Genomic DNA, 16,481 nt, shown 5'->3' with positions numbered 1-16,481 from the left:
CCCTCGTCCTCCTGACCCGCCCCACCGCTCCTGCTCACGCCGCGTACCGTTCCGGCGCCGCGACGGGCTCCGAACCGGTACCCACCACGAGCACGGGCGGCTCGGCGGTCAGCGGGTGCGGGACCAGAACTGGTGGATGTGGCGGTCGACGACCGTCGCAGCGGTGTCGCCGTCGCCCCTGCGCAGGGCGGTGAGGATGGCGGCGTGCTGGCGGCGCAGGCCGGCGGACGTCGTGCGCCAGTCGGGCAGCCGGGGGACGGCGTCGAGCACGTAGCCCTCGATGGCCTCCCGGAGCGAGGCCATGACGACGTGGACGACGACGTTGCCGGCGGCCTCGGCGAGCGCGAGGTGGAACGCGGTGTCCAGGTGGTGGAACCGCTCGGGCGACAGGTCCGGGGCCTTCATCTCGACCAGGAGGGCCTCGGCCGGGGCGAGCAGCCCCACCCCGTCGGGCCGGGCAGCGACCCGGCGGCCGAGGCGGCGCATCGCCGCGGACTCCAGCAGCGCCCGGGTCTCGACGAGGTCGGCGATCGGCAGCCCCTCGGTGGCGACGTGGATCCGCATCGCGGCACCGATGGCGATCCCGGGCCGGGCGACGACGACGGCGCCGGAGTCCCGGCCCTGGCCACCGGTCGTCTCGACGACACCGAGCGCCTCGAGCACCTTGAGCGCCTCGCGGACCGACGGCCGGCTCACCCCGAGCTGCTCGGCGAGGCCACGCTCGGGCGGCAGCCGGTCCCCCGGACGCAGCCGGCCCGAGGTGAGGAGCTCCTCGACCTGGCGCAGGATGACCTCGTACGTGCGCGTCCGTTCCACCGGCCGCAGCAGCGGGTCGTCGGTCATGGCCGCAGGCTAGCGCTTCCACTGCTCCGGACAGACCGCTACCTTGGTCTGACCATTGCCCGGCCGTCCTGGTGCCGGCCGCCCCCCGTCCGGTCGAGGAGGACCATGCGGATCGCGCTCTTCGCCACCTGTCTCGCGGACGCGATGTTCCCCCGCGCCGCGCAGGCGACGGTCGTCCTCCTCGAGCGGCTCGGCCACGAGGTGGTCTTCCCGTCGGGGCAGACCTGCTGCGGCCAGATGCACGTGAACACCGGCTACCAGCGGGAGGCGCTGCCGGTCGTCGAGCACCACGTCGACGTCTTCGAGGCGGCGCTGCGGCCGCGCGCGGAGGGCGGGGACGGCGTCGAGGCGGTCGTCGCGCCGTCCGGCTCGTGCGTCGGGTCCGTGCGCCACCAGCACGCCCTCGTCGCCCGGCGGATGGCCGAGCAGGGCCGCGCCGACGCCGGGCTCGCCGACCGGGCCGAGGCCGTCGCCGCGAGGACGTACGAGCTGAGCGAGCTGCTCGTCGACGTCCTCGGCGTCACCGACGTCGGCGCCCGCTACCCGCACCGGGTCACCTACCACCCGACGTGCCACTCGCTGCGGATGCTCCGGGTGGACGACAAGCCGCTGCGGCTGCTGCGCGCGGTCCACGGCCTCGACCTCGTCGAGCTGCCGGACGCCGAGCAGTGCTGCGGCTTCGGCGGCACCTTCTCGGTGAAGAACGCCGACACCTCGACGGCGATGCTCGCGGACAAGATCCGCGCCGTGCAGACGACCCGCTCCGAGGTCGTCACCGCCGGGGACTCCTCGTGCCTCATGCACATCGGCGGCGGCCTGTCCCGGCTGCGGGTCGGCACGAAGACCGTGCACCTCGCGGAGATCCTCGCGGGCGAGGGCTGGGAGGCGGCGCTGTGACGACGTTCCTGGGGATGCCCGGTCTGCCGGTCGCCACCGAGCGCGGCACGCTCCGCGGCGCGGACACCTTCCCCGTCGCCGCCCGCAAGGCGCTCGCGGACACCCAGCTGCGCAAGAACCTCGGCCACGCGACGTCGACGATCCGGGCGAAGCGCGCACGGGTCGTCGGCGAGCTGGACGACTGGGAGGAGCTGCGCGCCGCGGGCGCCGCGATCAAGGCCGACGTCATGGCCCGGCTGCCGGAGCTGCTCGTGCAGCTCGAGGAGAACGTCACCGCCCGCGGCGGTCACGTGCACTGGGCCCGGGACGCCGACGAGGCCAACCGGATCGTCCTCGACCTCGTCCGCGCCGCGGGCACACCGGACGACCCGGTGACGAGCGTCGTCAAGGTGAAGTCCATGGCGACGCAGGAGATCGGCCTCAACGAGGCGCTCGCCGAGGCCGGGATCGCCGCCGTCGAGACCGACCTCGCCGAGCTCATCGTCCAGCTCTCCGACGACACCCCGTCGCACATCCTCGTGCCGGCGATTCACCGCAACCGCGCGGAGATCCGGCAGATCTTCCTCGACCACATGCCCGACGTCGACCCCGGCCTCACCGACGAGCCGCGGGTGCTCGCGATGGCCGCGCGGGCCTACCTGCGGCGCACGTTCCTCGCGGCGCGGGTCGCGGTGAGCGGTGCGAACTTCGCGATCGCGGAGACCGGCACCCTCGCCGTCGTCGAGTCCGAGGGAAACGGCCGGATGTGCCTGACCCTGCCGCAGACCCTCGTCACCGTGATGGGGATCGAGAAGCTGCTGCCGACCTGGCGCGACCTCGAGGTGTTCCTCCAGCTGCTGCCGCGCTCGTCGACCGGTGAGCGGATGAACCCGTACACCTCGATGTGGACCGGGGCCCCCAAGACGTCGGGCGGGACGTCGGGCGGGACGGCGGACGGCGCCCCCGACGGGCCGCAGGAGTTCCACCTCGTGCTCCTCGACAACGGCCGGACGGCGACCCTCGCCGACGAGGCCGGCCGGCAGGCCCTGCACTGCATCCGCTGCTCGGCGTGCCTCAACGTGTGCCCGGTCTACGAGCGGACCGGGGGGCACGCGTACGGCTCGGTGTACCCGGGCCCGATCGGCGCCGTCCTCACCCCGCAGCTCGCGGGCATGCACGGCCACGGCGCGGACGCCCCGGCCGGCGGCGACCCGGTCGACACCCTGCCGTACGCGTCGTCGCTGTGCGGGGCCTGCTTCGACGCCTGCCCGGTGCGCATCGACATCCCCTCGATGCTCGTGCACCTGCGCGCCAAGCACGTGGAGACCGCGCAGGCGCAGCGTCGCGTGCCCGGCCTGCCGGCGAGCGCGGAGAACGCCGCGATGTCCGCGGCCGCCTGGGTCATGCGGGACGCCGGCCGCTTCTCGCTCGCCGAGAAGGGCCTGCAGCTCGGCCGGGTGCTCGCGCGCGACGGCCGGATCCGCAGCCTGCCACCCCCGCTGTCGGCGTGGACGACGTCCCGCGACGCGCCCGCCCCGCCCCCCGAGACGTTCCGCCAGTGGTGGGCCCGCACGAGAGGGGACCGGTCGTGACGACCTCCGCCCGGGACGAGGTCCTCGACCGGATCCGGACGGCGCTGGGCCGCTCCGGGGCCGCCGCACCGGAGCCGTCCCCCGTCCCGCGGGAGTACCGGACGTCGCTCGGCCGGGCGCCCGGCGACCCCGTGCTGCTCGACCTGCTCGTCGACCGGCTCGTCGACTACAAGGCGGAGGTCCACCGCTGCCCGCCCGGCGCCGTCGGCGCGACGGTGGCCGCTGCCCTCGCCGCGCACGGTGCCCGCCGGATCGCCGCGCCGGCCGGGCTGCCGGCCGCCTGGCTCGCCGGCGCCGACGTCGAGACCGTCACCGACGGCGCGGCGCCCGACGGCGGCGAGGCCCTCTCCGTCGCGACGCTCGACGCCGTCGACGGCGTGCTCACGGGATGCGCGGTCGCGGTCGCCCAGACCGGCACGATCGTGCTCGACTCCTCCCCCGTCTGCGGCCGGCGGGCCCTGACGCTCGTGCCGGACTACCACCTGATCGTCGTCGAGGCCGCGCAGGTCGTCGGCTCGGTCCCCGAGGCGCTGCCCCGGCTCGACGCGGTGCGGCCGCTCACCTGGGTGAGCGGCCCGTCGGCGACGAGCGACATCGAGCTCGACCGGGTCGAGGGGGTCCACGGACCCCGCACCCTCGTCGTCGTGCTCGTCGAGGGCTGAGGCCGCCCGCAGACGGCCGAACGGGTGGATCACCCCTCACGTGCGACCTTTGATTCGCGCATCAAAGATCAGTCCACTACTCTGGTCGTCAGCGAGGGGAGTACTCCCACGCGCCGTCCCGGTCATCACGGTCCTGCCATCAGGGCCCCGGGCGGCGGCCCGCACGGCGTGCGGGTGGAGGAGACCTCGGTTGGGTGCGTCGTCCCCCCGACGTCCGACCTGAGGAGATCCGCCTCCGTGCAGTCCTTCCTGCCCGCCCTGACGCCGTGGCTCGGCGCCGAGCAGACCGGCACCGCTGCAGACCCGGCGAACGTGGGCACCCCGATGCTCTGGGCCGTGACGATCGGGGCGGTCGTCCTCCTCGTCGCCCTCGACTTCCTCCTGACCCGCCGCCCGCACGAGGTCTCCACCAAGGAGGCCGCCGGCTGGTCGATCTTCTACATCGCCCTGCCGCTCGCGTTCGCGGGCTGGGTGTGGTGGCACTGGGGCTCGGCCCGGGGCACGGAGTTCATCACCGGCTACCTCGTCGAGAAGTCGCTGAGCGTCGACAACCTCTTCGTCTTCATGCTCCTGCTCGGCGCCTTCGCCGTGCCCGCCGCGCTCCAGCAGCGCGTGCTGCTCTTCGGCATCGTGGGCGCGCTCGTCCTGCGCGGTGTGTTCATCGCGGCGGGCGCGGCGGCCCTCGAGCGCTTCACGATCACCTTCCTCGTCTTCGGCGGCATCCTCCTCGCGACCGCGGTGAAGGTGTACCGCGACGCCCGCAGCGGCCACGACAAGGGGGTCGACGTCTCGCAGATGAAGTCGGTGCGCTTCATCCGCCGCTTCTTCCCGGTGACCGATGACTACCAGGGCACGAAGATGGTCGTCCGCCAGGCCGGCCGTCGGGCCCTCACCCCGCTCGCGCTCGTCGTCGTCGCCGTCTTCGCGACCGACGTCGTGTTCGCCGTCGACTCGGTGCCCGCCGTCTACGGCGTCACCGACGACCCGTACCTCGTCTTCGCGACGAACGCCTTCGCCCTGCTCGGCCTGCGGGCGTTGTACTTCCTTCTCAACAGCCTGCTCAGCCGGCTGGTCCACCTCGGCTACGGCCTGGCGATCATCCTCGGCTTCATCGGCGTCAAGCTCGTCCTGCACTGGGCGCACAAGGAGTGGGCCTCGGTCCCGGAGGTGCCGACCCTCGCCAGCCTCTTCGTCATCCTCGGCATCCTCGCCACGGTCACGGTCACGAGCCTGCTCGCCACCCGGGGCGGCACCGGGGACGACGGCCACGGCGCGGCCCCGGTCGAGGGCTCGGACGACGGCTCCGACGCGGTCGTCGAGGCAGCCCCGCGCCAGGGCTGAGACAGACCTCCACCGCCCGCCACCCCCACCCGTGATCCCGATCACGGGTGGGGGTGGCGGCGCCGGTTACCGGTGCGTACCGTGACGACGGGCCGGCACCGACCGAACGGCCTGGACACGCCACGAAGGAGTGACGCATGATCCACCGCAGCCCGCTGCCGGACGTCGACATCCCCACGACGACGCTCCCCGACTACGTGCTGGCCCGGGCGGCCGAGCTCGGCGACAAGCCGGCGCTCATCGACGGCACGAGCGGCCGGACCCTCACGTACGCGGCCCTCGCGGGCGGCGTGCGCGCGCTCGCCGGCGGCCTCGTGGCCAGGGGTTTCGTGCCCGGTGACGTGCTGGCCCTGCTGTCGCCGAACATCCCCGAGTACGCGATCGTCTTCCACGGCGTCGCCTACGCCGGCGGGGCGATCACGACGATCAACCCGACCTACACCGAGCGCGAGATCCACCACCAGCTCGTCGACGCCGGTGCGAAGATCCTCGTGACCGTCGCGCCGTTCTTCGAGGCGGCGCGCAAGGCCGCCGAGGGCACCGGGATCGGCCCGGACGACATCTACGTCATCGGCGACGTCGAGGGCGGCCAACCGTTCTCCGCGCTGCTCGGCGCCCCGCTCGCGGAGCAGGTCCCGGTGGACCCCGAGAGCACCGTCGTCCTGCCGTACTCGTCCGGCACGACGGGCCTGTCCAAGGGCGTCATGCTCAGCCACCGCAACCTCGTCGCGAACATCGCGCAGGTGCTCGGCCCGGCCGAGATGCGCGAGGACGAGACGCTCGTCGCCGTCCTGCCGTTCTTCCACATCTACGGCATGCAGGTCCTCATGAACTGCGGCCTGCGGGCCGGTGCCACGGTCGTCACGCTGCCCCGGTTCGACCTCGAGCAGTTCCTGTCCGTGCACCAGGAGTACGGGGTCACCCGGTCGTTCGTGGCTCCCCCGATCGTCGTCGCGCTGGCCAAGCACCCCCTCGTCGACAAGTTCGACATGAGCAAGCTCGAGCAGGTGTTCTCGGGCGCGGCCCCGCTGTCCGCCGAGCTCGCCGTCGAGGCCGGGGCCCGGCTCGGCTGCGAGGTCGTCCAGGGCTACGGGATGACCGAGCTCTCGCCCGTCTCGCACCTCACCCCGGTCGGGATGTTCAAGCCCGGCTCGGCGGGGATCACGGCCCCGAACACCGAGATGCGCATCGTCGACCCCGCCAGCGGCGAGGACCTCGGCGTCGGCGCGGACGGCGAGATCTGGGTCCGCGGGCCGCAGGTCATGAAGGGCTATCTCAACAACCCGCAGGCGACCGCCCTCACGCTCGACGAGGACGGCTGGCTGCACACCGGCGACATCGGGCACGTCGACGAGGACCACCACATCTTCGTCGTCGACCGGCTCAAGGAGCTCATCAAGTACAAGGGCTTCCAGGTGCCGCCCGCCGAGCTCGAGGCGCTCCTGCTCACCCACCCCGCGGTCGCCGACGCCGCCGTCGTCGGCCTGGACGACGAGGAGGCCGGCGAGATCCCCGTCGCCTACGTCGTCCTCAAGGCCGGTCAGGACGTGAGCGCCGAGGAGATCCAGGAGTTCGTCGCCGGGCAGGTCGCCCACTACAAGCAGATCCGCCGGCTGCACTTCATCGACGCCGTCCCGAAGTCCGCCTCCGGCAAGATCCTGCGGCGCATCCTCAAGGAGCAGGCCAAGGGCTGACCCGTCGTCCCGGGTGCGGCAGCGGCCGCACCCGGGCACCGGTCACCCCAGGTGCAGGCCGTGCTCCGCGAGTGCGGCCTCGAGGACCGCCAAGGCCTTGGGCCCCATGCCGTGCAGCTGAGCCAGCCGCTCCCGGGGCTGGCCCGCGAGCTGCTCCAGGCGCGTGAAGCCGGCGGCCACCAGGGCACGGGTCGCGGGCGCACCGACCTTCGGGAGCTCGTTCAGCGACGACGCCACGGCCACACGGTAACGGTTGCCCGGACGTCGACAGCGGCGCACGACGGCAGCCAGACGCCCGCACCGACGAGTGAGCGCGCGGCAGGTCCGGTCGGGACCTGCCGCGCGCTCGTCGTTCTCACCGCGTCATGACGCGGACGGGTCAGTGCGCCTCGTCGTACGCCTGGAGGATCTGCGCGGAGACGCGACCGCGGTCGCTCACCTCGTAGCCGCTCTCGCGCGCCCAGGACCGGACCTCCGCGAGGTCGGCCTTGGCGGCGGGCGCCGCGCCGTTCTTCTTGGGCGCGGCCGCACGACGGGCCGTGGACCGGCCGCCGACGCGACGGGCGTGACCGACCCACTGGGCCAGCGCGTCGCGCAGCTCGGTCGCGTTCGACTCGGAAAGGTCGATCTCGTAGCTCACGCCGTCCAGCGAGAAGCTGACGGTCTCGTCGGCCTCGCCGCCGTCGATGTCGTCGACGAGGATGACCTGGACCTTCTGGGCCATGGAAAGTTCTCCAGAGTTAGTCGTGAAGTGAATCCCCCGCCTAAGGCGAATATTGGACCCATTCCGCGCTCCGTGTCAAAATTTTGTCAACTCGTACTTCGGTTAGCGGAATGGAATGGGCCGCTTTCCCGGAGGCGACGACTTCATGTCGTCGGCACGCCGGTGACAATTCCCGGTCCGAGGGCCGGAGAATTCGGGTGATGAAGTCACCACTTCGAGTGACGATCAATCCCGCTGCCGATCTTCGTCACACCCGTCGACACGTCGGTCATTGAATTCTCGACAGTCGTCGGGACGCTTCCCACGGGGCCCGTGACGGACCGACGGATGCAACGTGGAAATGAACCGCAGAAACCCTCGGGACGGCGCTCAGCCGGCGGCGTCGCGCCGTGCGGCGGCGTCCTGCTCGGCGTCGATCCTGGCCTGGGCCAGGCGTTCCCGGCGGTCGGCCTGGAGCATCGACCGGATCCCGATCCAGAAGATGAACAGGACCCCGGCGCTCGGGAGGACGGCCAGCAGGAACTTCAGCACACGACCAGAATACGGACCCGTGGCCGCCCCGGCGCACCGGGAGCGGCGCCGGTCAGAACATTCCCGCGCCGCCCGGCGACGTGAGGACGAGCATCGCCGCGAGGGCGGCCAGCGCCAGCAGCACCGCGAGCGCCGGGAGCAGGACGGCACGGCGGCGGCGCACCGGCCGAGAGGCCGGTCGCCCGTCGGCGCCCGGCGGTGCCGGCCGTGTCGGCACAACTGCCGCGACCGGTTCGGCCGGATGGTCGTTCGCGGCCGTTCGTCCGGCCGGCACGTCGGACCGGGTCGCGACCGGCCGCGGCCGGAGCCGGTCACCCCATTCGCGGCGGCGGGTGTAGACGACGAGGTCCGCGCAGTCGTCGAGGGCGGCGCGGAGCAGGTCGGCGTCGGCCGGGCGCTCCGCGGGGTCGCCGGCGAGCGCCCGGCGCAGCAGCGAGGTCAGCGGTGCCGGCAGGTCGGCGAGGTCGCCCGGCGGCCGTGCGCGCCGCTGCCGAAGCGTCGCGGCGTCGACGTCGTCCTCACCGGGCAGCACGTGCGGGGGCCGGCCCGCGAGCATCGTCCAGAGCCCGGCGGCGAGCGCGTAGACGTCGGAGGCGGGCGTGGCCGGATCGCCCGCGAGCAGCTCGGGGGCGCGCAGCACCGGCGGCAGGGCGTCGCCGTGGAGCAGCCCCGACGCGTGGTCGGCGGCGAGCCGGGCGGCGAGCGTCGAGCAGAGCGCGAGCGACTCCTCGGCCGGCTGCGGCTGCTCGCCGTCCGGCCGGGCCGCGAGCGCCGCGAGCCATCCGGTCGCACGGCCGACGTCCACGTCACTCCCCCGGGTGATGCGGCCCGCGCCGGGCCGAAGATCGAACCGGAGGAACTCTAGAGGGCGGCCGGAGCCGCCGGGACCCCTCGGCCACCCCCTGAGGAAGGCTTTACTCGGGCTTGACGAGCGGGAAGAGGATCGTCTCCCGGATGCCCAGGCCGGTGATCGCCATGAGCAGCCGGTCGATCCCCATCCCCATCCCGCCCGACGGCGGCATGCCGTACTCCATGGCCCGCAGGAAGTCCTCGTCGAGCTGCATCGCCTCGAGGTCGCCCTTGGCGGCGAACCGCGCCTGGTCGACGAAGCGCTCGCGCTGGACCACCGGGTCGACGAGCTCGGAGTACCCGGTGCCGAGCTCGAAGGACCGCACGTAGAGGTCCCACTTCTCGGCCAGGCCCGGGGTCGTGCGGTGCGCCCGGGTGAGCGGTGCGGTCTCCTCGGGGAAGTCCCGCACGAACGTGGGCTCGTAGAGGTCCGGCACGACGAGCGCCTCGAAGAGCTCCTCGGCGAGCTTGCCGGGGCCGTAGTGGGCGAGCACCGGGACGTCGTGCTTGGCGGCGAGCTCGGCGAGCCGCTCCAGCGGGGTCTGCGCGTCGACGTCGACGCCGAGCGCGTCGGAGAGCGCGCCGAAGAGGGTGATCTCGCGCCACTGCCCGCCGAAGTCGTACTCGCTGCCGTCGGCGAGCGTCACCGTCGTCGACCCGTGGACGGCGACCGCGGCCTCCTGCACGAGATCCCGCGTCAGCGCGCCGATCGTGTCGTAGGAGCCGTACGCCTCGTACGCCTCGAGCATCGCGAACTCCGGCGAGTGCGAGGAGTCCGCGCCCTCGTTGCGGAAGTTGCGGTTGATCTCGAAGACCTTCTCGATGCCGCCCACGACGGCGCGCTTGAGGTACAGCTCCGGCGCGATCCGCAGGTACAGGTCCATGTCGAAGGCGTTCATGTGGGTCTGGAACGGGCGCGCCGCGGCACCGCCGTGGAGCACCTGGAGCATCGGGGTCTCGACCTCGACGAAGTCCCTGCGGTGGAACGACTCCCGCAGCGAGCGGACGACGCCGGCGCGGAGCCGGACGTTCTCCCGGGCGGCCGGCCGGACGATGAGGTCGACGTACCGCTGGCGGACCCGGGCCTCCTCGCTGAGGTCCTTGTGCAGCACCGGGAGCGGGCGCAGCGACTTCGCGGCGAGCTGCCACCCGTCGGCCATGACGGAGAGCTCGCCGCGCTTGGACGAGACGGCCCGGCCGTGGACGAAGACGTGGTCGCCGAGGTCGACGTCCGCCTTCCAGGCGGCGAGCGCCTCCTCGCCCACGTTGGCGAGCGAGAGCATCGCCTGGAGCCGGGTGCCGTCGCCCTCCTGGAGGGTCGCGAAGCAGAGCTTGCCGGTGTTGCGGACGAAGACGACCCGGCCCGTCACCCCGACGAGGTCGTCGGTCTCCTCACCCGCCTCGAGGTGCCCGTAGGTGTCGCGGACCTGCTTGAGGGAGTGGGTACGCGGGACCACGACGGGGTACGCCTCGGTGCCGGCGTCGAGCAGGCGCTGCCGCTTCTCGTGGCGCACGCGCATCTGCTCGGGCAGGTCGTCGTCCCCGTCGCCCTGCGTCGTCCCGGCCTGCGTCGTCTGGTCCTCGGTCACGACGGCCAAGGCTACCGGCGGGTGCGGCCCTGCCCCGACCGGGTTTCGCCGCCGTCCCCGGGCGTGGCCGCGGCCGCGGCGCCCCGGGCGGCCGTCCGGGCCCGGACGTGGACCCGCTCGCCCTGCGGCCCGAAGAGGTTGAGCACCTCGGCGACCCCCGGTCCGGCGTTGGAGACGCTGTGCGGCACGCGGGTGTCGAACTCGGCGACCTCGCCCTCGGTGAGCACGAGGTCCTGGTCCCCGAGCAGCAGCCGGACCCGGCCGGTGAGCACGTAGAGCCAGTCGTACCCGTCGTGGCTGCCCTGCCGGGGCGGCGTCGCCGGCACCCCCGGCGGGAACACCTGCTTGAACGCCCGGACGCCGCCCGGCCGCCGGGTCAGCGGCAGGAACGTCACGCCGTGGCGGACGATCGGCTCCGGGCGCACCCGCGGGTCCTGCGTCGCACCGGTGCCGACGAGCTCGTCGAGGCCGACGCCGTACGCCGTCGCGAGCGGCAGGAGCAGCTCGAGGGTCGGGCGGCGCTGCCCGGACTCCAGGCGCGAGAGCGTGCTCACCGAGATCCCGGTCTCCTCGGCGAGGCGCGCGAGCGTCGTCCCGCGCCGGTCCCGCAACGCCCGCAGCCGGGGGCCGACCCCGGCGAGCACCGCCCCGTCGTCGTTTGCCATACCGGCAAGAGTAGTTGCTAGCGGGCCCGCTCGTCGTCGACGGTGTCCCCATGACGCAGAACAGCACGGACGACGGCACGGCGGCGTACGACGTCGTCGTCGTGGGCGGCGGTCCCGCAGGGCTCAGCGGGGCGCTCGCCCTGGCCCGCTCGCGACGGTCGGTCCTCGTCGTCGACGCCGGCGAGCCCCGCAACGCCCCGGCCGCGGGCGTGCACAACCTCCTCGGCCGGGACGGCGTCCCGCCGGCGGAGCTGATCGCCGCCGGCCGGGCCGAGGTCCTCGGGTACGGCGGTGAGGTCGTCGACGGCCGGGTCGAGGCGGCGCAGCGCGACGGCGAGGGCTTCGTCGTCACCCTCGCCGACGGCGGCCGGGTGCGGGCCCGGCGGCTGCTCGTCGCGACCGGTCTCGTCGACGACCTGCCGGCCGTGCCCGGACTCGCCGCCCGCTGGGGCCGCGACGTCCTGCACTGCCCGTACTGCCACGGCTGGGAGGCCCGCGACCGGCGGGTGGGCGTCCTCGCGACGGGCCCGCTCGCCGTCCACCAGGCGCAGCTGTGGCGCCAGCTCACCCCGCACGTCCTGCTGCTGACGCACACCACCGGCGCACCCGACGAGGCGACGGCCGAGATGCTCGCGGCCCGGCAGGTCCTGCCCGTGGACGGCGAGGTCGTCGAGGTGCTCACGACGGACGACGCGCTGACCGGCGTCCGGCTCGCCTCGGGCGAGGTCGTCGACCTCGAGGTGCTCGTCGTCGCGCCGACGTTCTCCGCCCGGGCCGACGTCCTCGCGGGCCTCGGCCTGGCCGCCGAACCGCTCGAGGTGCTCGGCCACGTCGTCGCGACCCAGGTCCCCGGCGGTGCGGACGGCGCCCCCGCGGCGCCCGGGGTCTGGGTCGCCGGGAACGTCACGGCGGCGATGGCGCAGGTGGTGTCGGCCGCGGCGGCCGGTCTCATGGCCGGGGCGGCGATCAATGCCGACCTCGTCGCCGAGGACACCCGGCAGGCCGTCGAGGCCTACCGGCACGCCGCCGCGACGATGTTCGAGGCGCCCGCCTGGGAGGAGCGCTACGGGACGAGCCGGTCGATCTGGAGCGGCCGGCCCAACACCTGGCTCGTCGCCGAGGCCGAGCACCTGGCCCCCGGCCGGGCCCTCGACGTCGGCTGCGGCGAGGGTGCGGACGCGGTCTGGCTCGCGGGCCGGGGCTGGCAGGTGACCGGCGTCGACATCTCGGCCACGGCCCTGGAGCGGGCCGCGGGCCACGCCGCCGCGGCCGGCGCCGACGTCGCCGCCCGGACGACCTGGGTCCGTGCCGACCTGCGCACCGACCCGCAGGCCGCGGGCGACGGCTACGACCTCGTGTCGGCGCAGTTCATGCACCTGCCCGGGGACGTCCGCCGCGCGCTCTACGCGCGGCTCGCCGACGCGGTCGCGCCCGGCGGCACGCTCCTCGTCGTCGGGCACCACCCGCGCGACCTGCGGACCTCGGCGCACCGGATGCACTTCCCCGCGATGATGTTCACCGCCGAGGAGGTCGCGGCCGACCTCGACCCGCAGGCGTGGGACGTCGTCGCCGCGCAGACCCGCGAACGCGCCGCGCTCGGCCACGAGGGCGACGCCGCCACGGTGCACGACGCGGTGCTCGTGGCCCGCCGCCGACGCTGAGCCCGCCCGCGACCCGGGGCGCCGCAGCGGCTCAGACGAGCAGGTCCGGGCTGAAGTGCCGGTCCGGCGCCCGGCCGACGTGCAGCCGCTCCGGGTCCCGGGGGGCGCCGTCGCCGACGGTCACCCGCAGTGCCGCCGCCTCGGCCTCGCGGCGGGCCGCGATCCGTGCGACGACCGCGTTCCAGGGCTCGTCGCCGCCGACGGCGTCGAGGTGCCGCAGGACGCCGAGGACCGCCTCGTGACCGGCGAGCAGGCCCTCGATGACGCTCTCCGGGCGGGCCGGGTCACCGCCGCCGACGTCGAGCCCGGCCGGCAGCGAGGCGCCGACCTCGAGGGCGGCGCGGGCGAGGTGGCCCAGGTCGCGGACGTCCCGCTCGACCCAGCCGATCCAGTCGACGGAGGCGGTCGTGCCCTCGCTGCGCTGCGCGGCGACCGCGAGCGCACCGATCGTCCGCAGCAGGTCCTCGGCCTGGAGCGCGACGGCGGAGTGCAGCAGTGCCCGGACGACGCCGGCCCGGCCGGGCCGGGCGGTGGCGGCCGGGGTGACCGCGGCTGTGGGGGCCGGAGCGCTGACGGCCGGAGCACTGACGGCCGGAGCACTGACGGCCGGGGCCGGGGCCGCGTCCGCGACGTCGACGACCCGGTCCGCGGGCGGCCCCTCGGCGAGCGGGTCGCGGACGGCCCGGCGACCGCGCGGCTGCGCCGCCCGGGGGCCGACCACCGTCAGGGCGGCCGACCCCGTCCCGGGGACCGCGACGTGCCGGCCGCCCCGGGCGGAGAGGACCGGCCCGACGCCGCCGTCCCGGCGCGCCGTCGACATGGCCACGGGTGCGTCCCACCTCCGGATCGGCCCGCCTGGCGTCGGACCGTCGCGCATGCGGCGGTACGGCGTCCCCGGGCCGGGCCACGGGCCGGGGACGCACGGTCCTGATCCGACGCCGTCGTCGGATCAGGAACTCCAAGTAATCATGCAACTACACACAGTTCCAGCAGCGCCGCGCGGTGAACCTGTCCGCCGCGACCGGATCGTGACCTTGAAACGTGCCAGGACCGCCCTCCGCGGCCTGGTCGACGGCGGCCGGGCATGCGAACGGCCCGCCCGCCGGACCCCTTCGGCGGACGGGCCGTCGGCCCGTCGGTCGGCACCGGTGGGGCCGCGCAGCGGCCTCCCGGTGCCCCGGTCAGGCGAAGATGCTCACCCCGCCCGGCCCGACGAGCAGGCCGACGATGATGAGCACCGCGCCCCAGAGGATCTGGCGGCGCAGGAGAGCAAGGATGCCGGCGATGACGAGCACGACGGCGATGATCCACAGGAGCGTGGCCACGGAGGCCTCCTTCTCGGGGTGGGGGGGATCCCCGGTGGGTACTGGTCTGACGATCACCCGAGTACCCGGCCGCCGCGATCTCATGCACGCGTGATCGACGTGAGTTGATCGACCTCCCCGACGGCCCCGACGCACCTCACGTGAGCAGCCGGAGCACCGCCCGCTCCACCGCGCCCTGGGTCGCCGGGGCGTCCGGTGCCGCCCCCTCGCCGATCCGGTCCAGCGCCGCGGCGATCGTCCGCCCGTCGTGGAAGAGGTCGACGACGCGCGGGTCGACGTACGAGGCCCGGCAGACCGCCGGGGTGTTGCCGAGGTACGTGCTCACCTCGGTCATCGCGCGCGACACCGCCCGGTTGCGCGCCGTCGTCGACGTCCGCGCCCGGGTCGAGACGGCGAGCGCCACCGCCGCGAGGACGGTCGCGTGCCACGTCCGGAAGTCCTTCGCGGTGGCGTCCCCGAGGCGCTCGCGGACGTAGTCGTTGACGTCCGCGCTCGTCACGTCGTGCCACTGCCGGCCGGTGCGGTAGCGGAAGAGCCGGTCCTCGCCCGCCCGGCCGCGGGCCAGCGCGGCGACGACGGCGTGCGCGGCGGTGTCGTGCAGGACCACGCTGCGCCGGACCCCCGACTTCGCGACGTAGTCGAACGTCAGCCGGCCGCCGGTGCCGACGCGCACGTGCTCGCGCCGCAGCGTGGACAGCCCGAACGTGCCGTTCTCCTCGGCGTAGTCCTCACCGCCGACCCGGAAGAACCCGAGGTCGAGCAACCGGAACGTGCAGGCGAGCACCCGCTCCCGGGCCGGGCCGCGGCCCGCGAGGTGATCGGCGACGACGACCCGCGCGGCGGGCAGCCGCCGGGCCACCCGCAGCACCCGCTCGTGCTTCTCCCGGTCCCGCTGCTCGCGCCAGGCCGCGTGGTAGAGGTACTGCCGCCGGCCGCGCGCGTCCGTGCCGACGGCCTGCAGGTGGCCGTTCGCGCGCATGCAGACCCAGACGTCCGTCCAGGCGGGCGGGATCGTCAGGTCCTCGACCCGCTGGACGACCTCCGGGTCGGCGACCGGGCTGCCGTCCGGCCAGACGTAGCCGAACCCCCGGCCGCGTCGGACCCGGGCGATCCCCGGGCTGTCGCACGTGACCTTGCGCAGCCGCACCGGCTCAGCCGACGAAGGTGTCGTCGACGCCCGGCACCGTCGGCCCGTCGTCCACCCGCTGCGCGCCGGGGCCCTTCGGCTGCGCGGTGAGCGCGAGCCAGACCTGGGCCGCCACCTGGCGGTCGTGGTCGCTCGGGACGACGACCTGCGCGAGGTCGTCCGGCCCCTCGGCGGGCGCGTGGCCCACGTGCTCGACGAGCGCGACGGCGAGGTTGCGCAGCCGGATGTTGAAGTGCTGGCTGGCGCGCGAGAGCGTCGTGAAGGCGGTCGCGGCGTCCCCGCCGACGCCTGCCATGACGAGCCCCTTGGCCTGCTCGATGACGCGGCGGTACTGGACCATCTGGAGCATCTGCTCGGCCTTGAGCTCCTCGCCGGCGCAGTACTCCACGACCGCGAGGGCGCTGCCGAGCAACGTCTCGTACTCGTCGACGACCGCGGCCACCGCCGCGTCGACCGGCCGGTCGAGGTAGAGGGACATGACCATCGGCTCCTCGCCCGACCACTCCCCGGGCGTCACGACGAGGCCGCGGACGGCGCCGAGCTCCTGGGCCGTGACGAGCTCGGCGAAGCCGGCGTGCCGACGCGGGTCGAACGGCTCGTCGCCGTCGTCCTGGCTGGGGACGACGACCCGGCGGGCCCCGCGGACGGCGTCCCAGAGCGGGCCGTCGCCGGCCGTCCACTGCGCCGGGTCGAGGACCGTCGCGACGCCGACGGCGGCCACCGAGCGCGGCGTCCCGTCCGTGAGGCTCAGGCCGGCACCGAGCGCCCCGGTGGCGGTCGTCGCGTGCTCGAGAAGCCGCCTCAGGAGCTCGTCCCCGTACTCGCGTGCGGTCACCACATCGAAATCCCTTCCGCAAAGAGGGTTGAAGTACGCCCCGTTTGGGGATGTTCAGGGCATACAGCGTCGGTCAACCTAACCCCCGCCCTGACGACCCACGACTCCAGTCGGCCCCTTCGGGATGGCCGAGGTGCCGGGCGTAGA

17 protein-coding genes are annotated in these 16,481 nt (G+C 74.4%); 6 read left to right on the top strand and 11 right to left on the bottom strand.

Annotated features, from left to right (window positions below; all coding sequences use genetic code 11):
- Positions 1-108 precede the first annotated feature (108 nt).
- Positions 109-843: a FadR/GntR family transcriptional regulator gene (locus tag ECOMGDLI_RS36290; RefSeq protein WP_088317065.1), complete on the bottom strand. Its 735-nt coding sequence runs from the start codon at positions 841-843 to the stop codon at positions 109-111.
- 105 nt (positions 844-948) lie between these two features.
- Here ECOMGDLI_RS36290 and ECOMGDLI_RS11990 point away from each other — a divergent pair, with 105 nt between their 5' ends.
- From ECOMGDLI_RS11990 to ECOMGDLI_RS11970, 5 genes are all read left to right on the top strand, one after another.
- Positions 949-1,740, top strand: coding sequence for a (Fe-S)-binding protein (locus tag ECOMGDLI_RS11990; protein ID WP_088317064.1), 792 nt, complete (start codon positions 949-951; stop codon positions 1,738-1,740).
- The gene (locus tag ECOMGDLI_RS11985) at positions 1,737-3,311 is read left to right on the top strand and encodes a lactate utilization protein B (RefSeq protein ID WP_198954789.1); all 1,575 of its coding nucleotides are present in this window, start codon (positions 1,737-1,739) and stop codon (positions 3,309-3,311) included. Before ECOMGDLI_RS11990 ends, ECOMGDLI_RS11985 begins: the two co-directional genes overlap by 4 nt.
- Positions 3,308-3,973, top strand: coding sequence for an LUD domain-containing protein (locus ECOMGDLI_RS11980; RefSeq protein ID WP_088317070.1), 666 nt, complete (start codon positions 3,308-3,310; stop codon positions 3,971-3,973). The genes ECOMGDLI_RS11985 and ECOMGDLI_RS11980 overlap by 4 nt, the downstream gene beginning before the upstream one ends.
- 324 nt (positions 3,974-4,297) lie before the next feature.
- Positions 4,298-5,314, top strand: coding sequence for a TerC family protein (locus ECOMGDLI_RS11975; protein ID WP_088317068.1), 1,017 nt, complete (start codon positions 4,298-4,300; stop codon positions 5,312-5,314).
- Between the two features lie 137 nt (positions 5,315-5,451).
- Positions 5,452-7,008, top strand: a complete 1,557-nt coding sequence (locus ECOMGDLI_RS11970; RefSeq protein WP_088317063.1) for a 4-coumarate--CoA ligase family protein — start codon at positions 5,452-5,454, stop codon at positions 7,006-7,008.
- A gap of 42 nt (positions 7,009-7,050) precedes the next feature.
- On the opposite strand, the gene ECOMGDLI_RS11965 is transcribed toward ECOMGDLI_RS11970, so the two are convergent.
- The 6 genes from ECOMGDLI_RS11965 to ECOMGDLI_RS11945 all read right to left on the bottom strand — a co-directional run bounded on the left by ECOMGDLI_RS11965 (position 7,051) and on the right by ECOMGDLI_RS11945 (position 11,366).
- Positions 7,051-7,245: a helix-hairpin-helix domain-containing protein gene (locus tag ECOMGDLI_RS11965; protein ID WP_088317067.1), complete on the bottom strand. Its 195-nt coding sequence runs from the start codon at positions 7,243-7,245 to the stop codon at positions 7,051-7,053.
- 142 nt (positions 7,246-7,387) lie between these two features.
- Positions 7,388-7,732, bottom strand: a complete 345-nt coding sequence (locus ECOMGDLI_RS11960) for an Lsr2 family protein (RefSeq protein WP_088286504.1) — start codon at positions 7,730-7,732, stop codon at positions 7,388-7,390.
- Positions 7,733-8,101: 369 nt separating this feature from the next.
- Positions 8,102-8,263, bottom strand: coding sequence for a hypothetical protein (locus tag ECOMGDLI_RS35345; protein WP_198954788.1), 162 nt, complete (start codon positions 8,261-8,263; stop codon positions 8,102-8,104).
- A 52-nt stretch (positions 8,264-8,315) separates the two neighbouring features.
- Positions 8,316-9,068: a hypothetical protein gene (locus tag ECOMGDLI_RS11955; RefSeq protein WP_088317062.1), complete on the bottom strand. Its 753-nt coding sequence runs from the start codon at positions 9,066-9,068 to the stop codon at positions 8,316-8,318.
- Positions 9,069-9,177: 109 nt separating this feature from the next.
- Positions 9,178-10,632 carry a lysine--tRNA ligase gene (gene lysS / locus ECOMGDLI_RS11950; RefSeq protein WP_088317066.1) on the bottom strand — a complete coding sequence of 485 codons (1,455 nt, stop codon included), beginning with the start codon at positions 10,630-10,632 and terminating at the stop codon, positions 9,178-9,180.
- Positions 10,633-10,712: 80 nt separating this feature from the next.
- Positions 10,713-11,366 carry a helix-turn-helix domain-containing protein gene (locus ECOMGDLI_RS11945; RefSeq protein WP_088317061.1) on the bottom strand — a complete coding sequence of 218 codons (654 nt, stop codon included), beginning with the start codon at positions 11,364-11,366 and terminating at the stop codon, positions 10,713-10,715.
- A gap of 50 nt (positions 11,367-11,416) precedes the next feature.
- Here ECOMGDLI_RS11945 and ECOMGDLI_RS11940 point away from each other — a divergent pair, with 50 nt between their 5' ends.
- Positions 11,417-13,027, top strand: coding sequence for a methyltransferase domain-containing protein (locus ECOMGDLI_RS11940; RefSeq protein ID WP_088317060.1), 1,611 nt, complete (start codon positions 11,417-11,419; stop codon positions 13,025-13,027).
- Positions 13,028-13,058: 31 nt separating this feature from the next.
- On the opposite strand, the gene ECOMGDLI_RS11935 is transcribed toward ECOMGDLI_RS11940, so the two are convergent.
- The 4 genes from ECOMGDLI_RS11935 to ECOMGDLI_RS11925 all read right to left on the bottom strand — a co-directional run bounded on the left by ECOMGDLI_RS11935 (position 13,059) and on the right by ECOMGDLI_RS11925 (position 16,334).
- Positions 13,059-13,853: a hypothetical protein gene (locus tag ECOMGDLI_RS11935; protein WP_143447667.1), complete on the bottom strand. Its 795-nt coding sequence runs from the start codon at positions 13,851-13,853 to the stop codon at positions 13,059-13,061.
- A gap of 355 nt (positions 13,854-14,208) precedes the next feature.
- On the bottom strand, positions 14,209-14,352 hold the full coding sequence (locus ECOMGDLI_RS35340; protein ID WP_198950309.1) for a GPGG-motif small membrane protein: 144 nt from the start codon (positions 14,350-14,352) through the stop codon (positions 14,209-14,211).
- A gap of 136 nt (positions 14,353-14,488) precedes the next feature.
- On the bottom strand, positions 14,489-15,499 hold the full coding sequence (locus ECOMGDLI_RS11930; RefSeq protein WP_088317058.1) for a DNA topoisomerase IB: 1,011 nt from the start codon (positions 15,497-15,499) through the stop codon (positions 14,489-14,491).
- A 4-nt stretch (positions 15,500-15,503) separates the two neighbouring features.
- Complete coding sequence (locus ECOMGDLI_RS11925; protein ID WP_143447666.1) at positions 15,504-16,334, bottom strand: ANTAR domain-containing protein; 831 nt, start codon at positions 16,332-16,334, stop codon at positions 15,504-15,506.
- Between the last annotated feature and the right edge of the window lie 147 nt (positions 16,335-16,481).

It is taken from the genome of Kineosporia sp. R_H_3, from assembly GCF_002198675.1.
Lineage (GTDB): Bacteria > Actinomycetota > Actinomycetes > Actinomycetales > Kineosporiaceae > R-H-3.
Note: the sequence above shows the minus strand (reverse complement) of the source record. Positions and strands in the feature narration are given on the sequence as shown.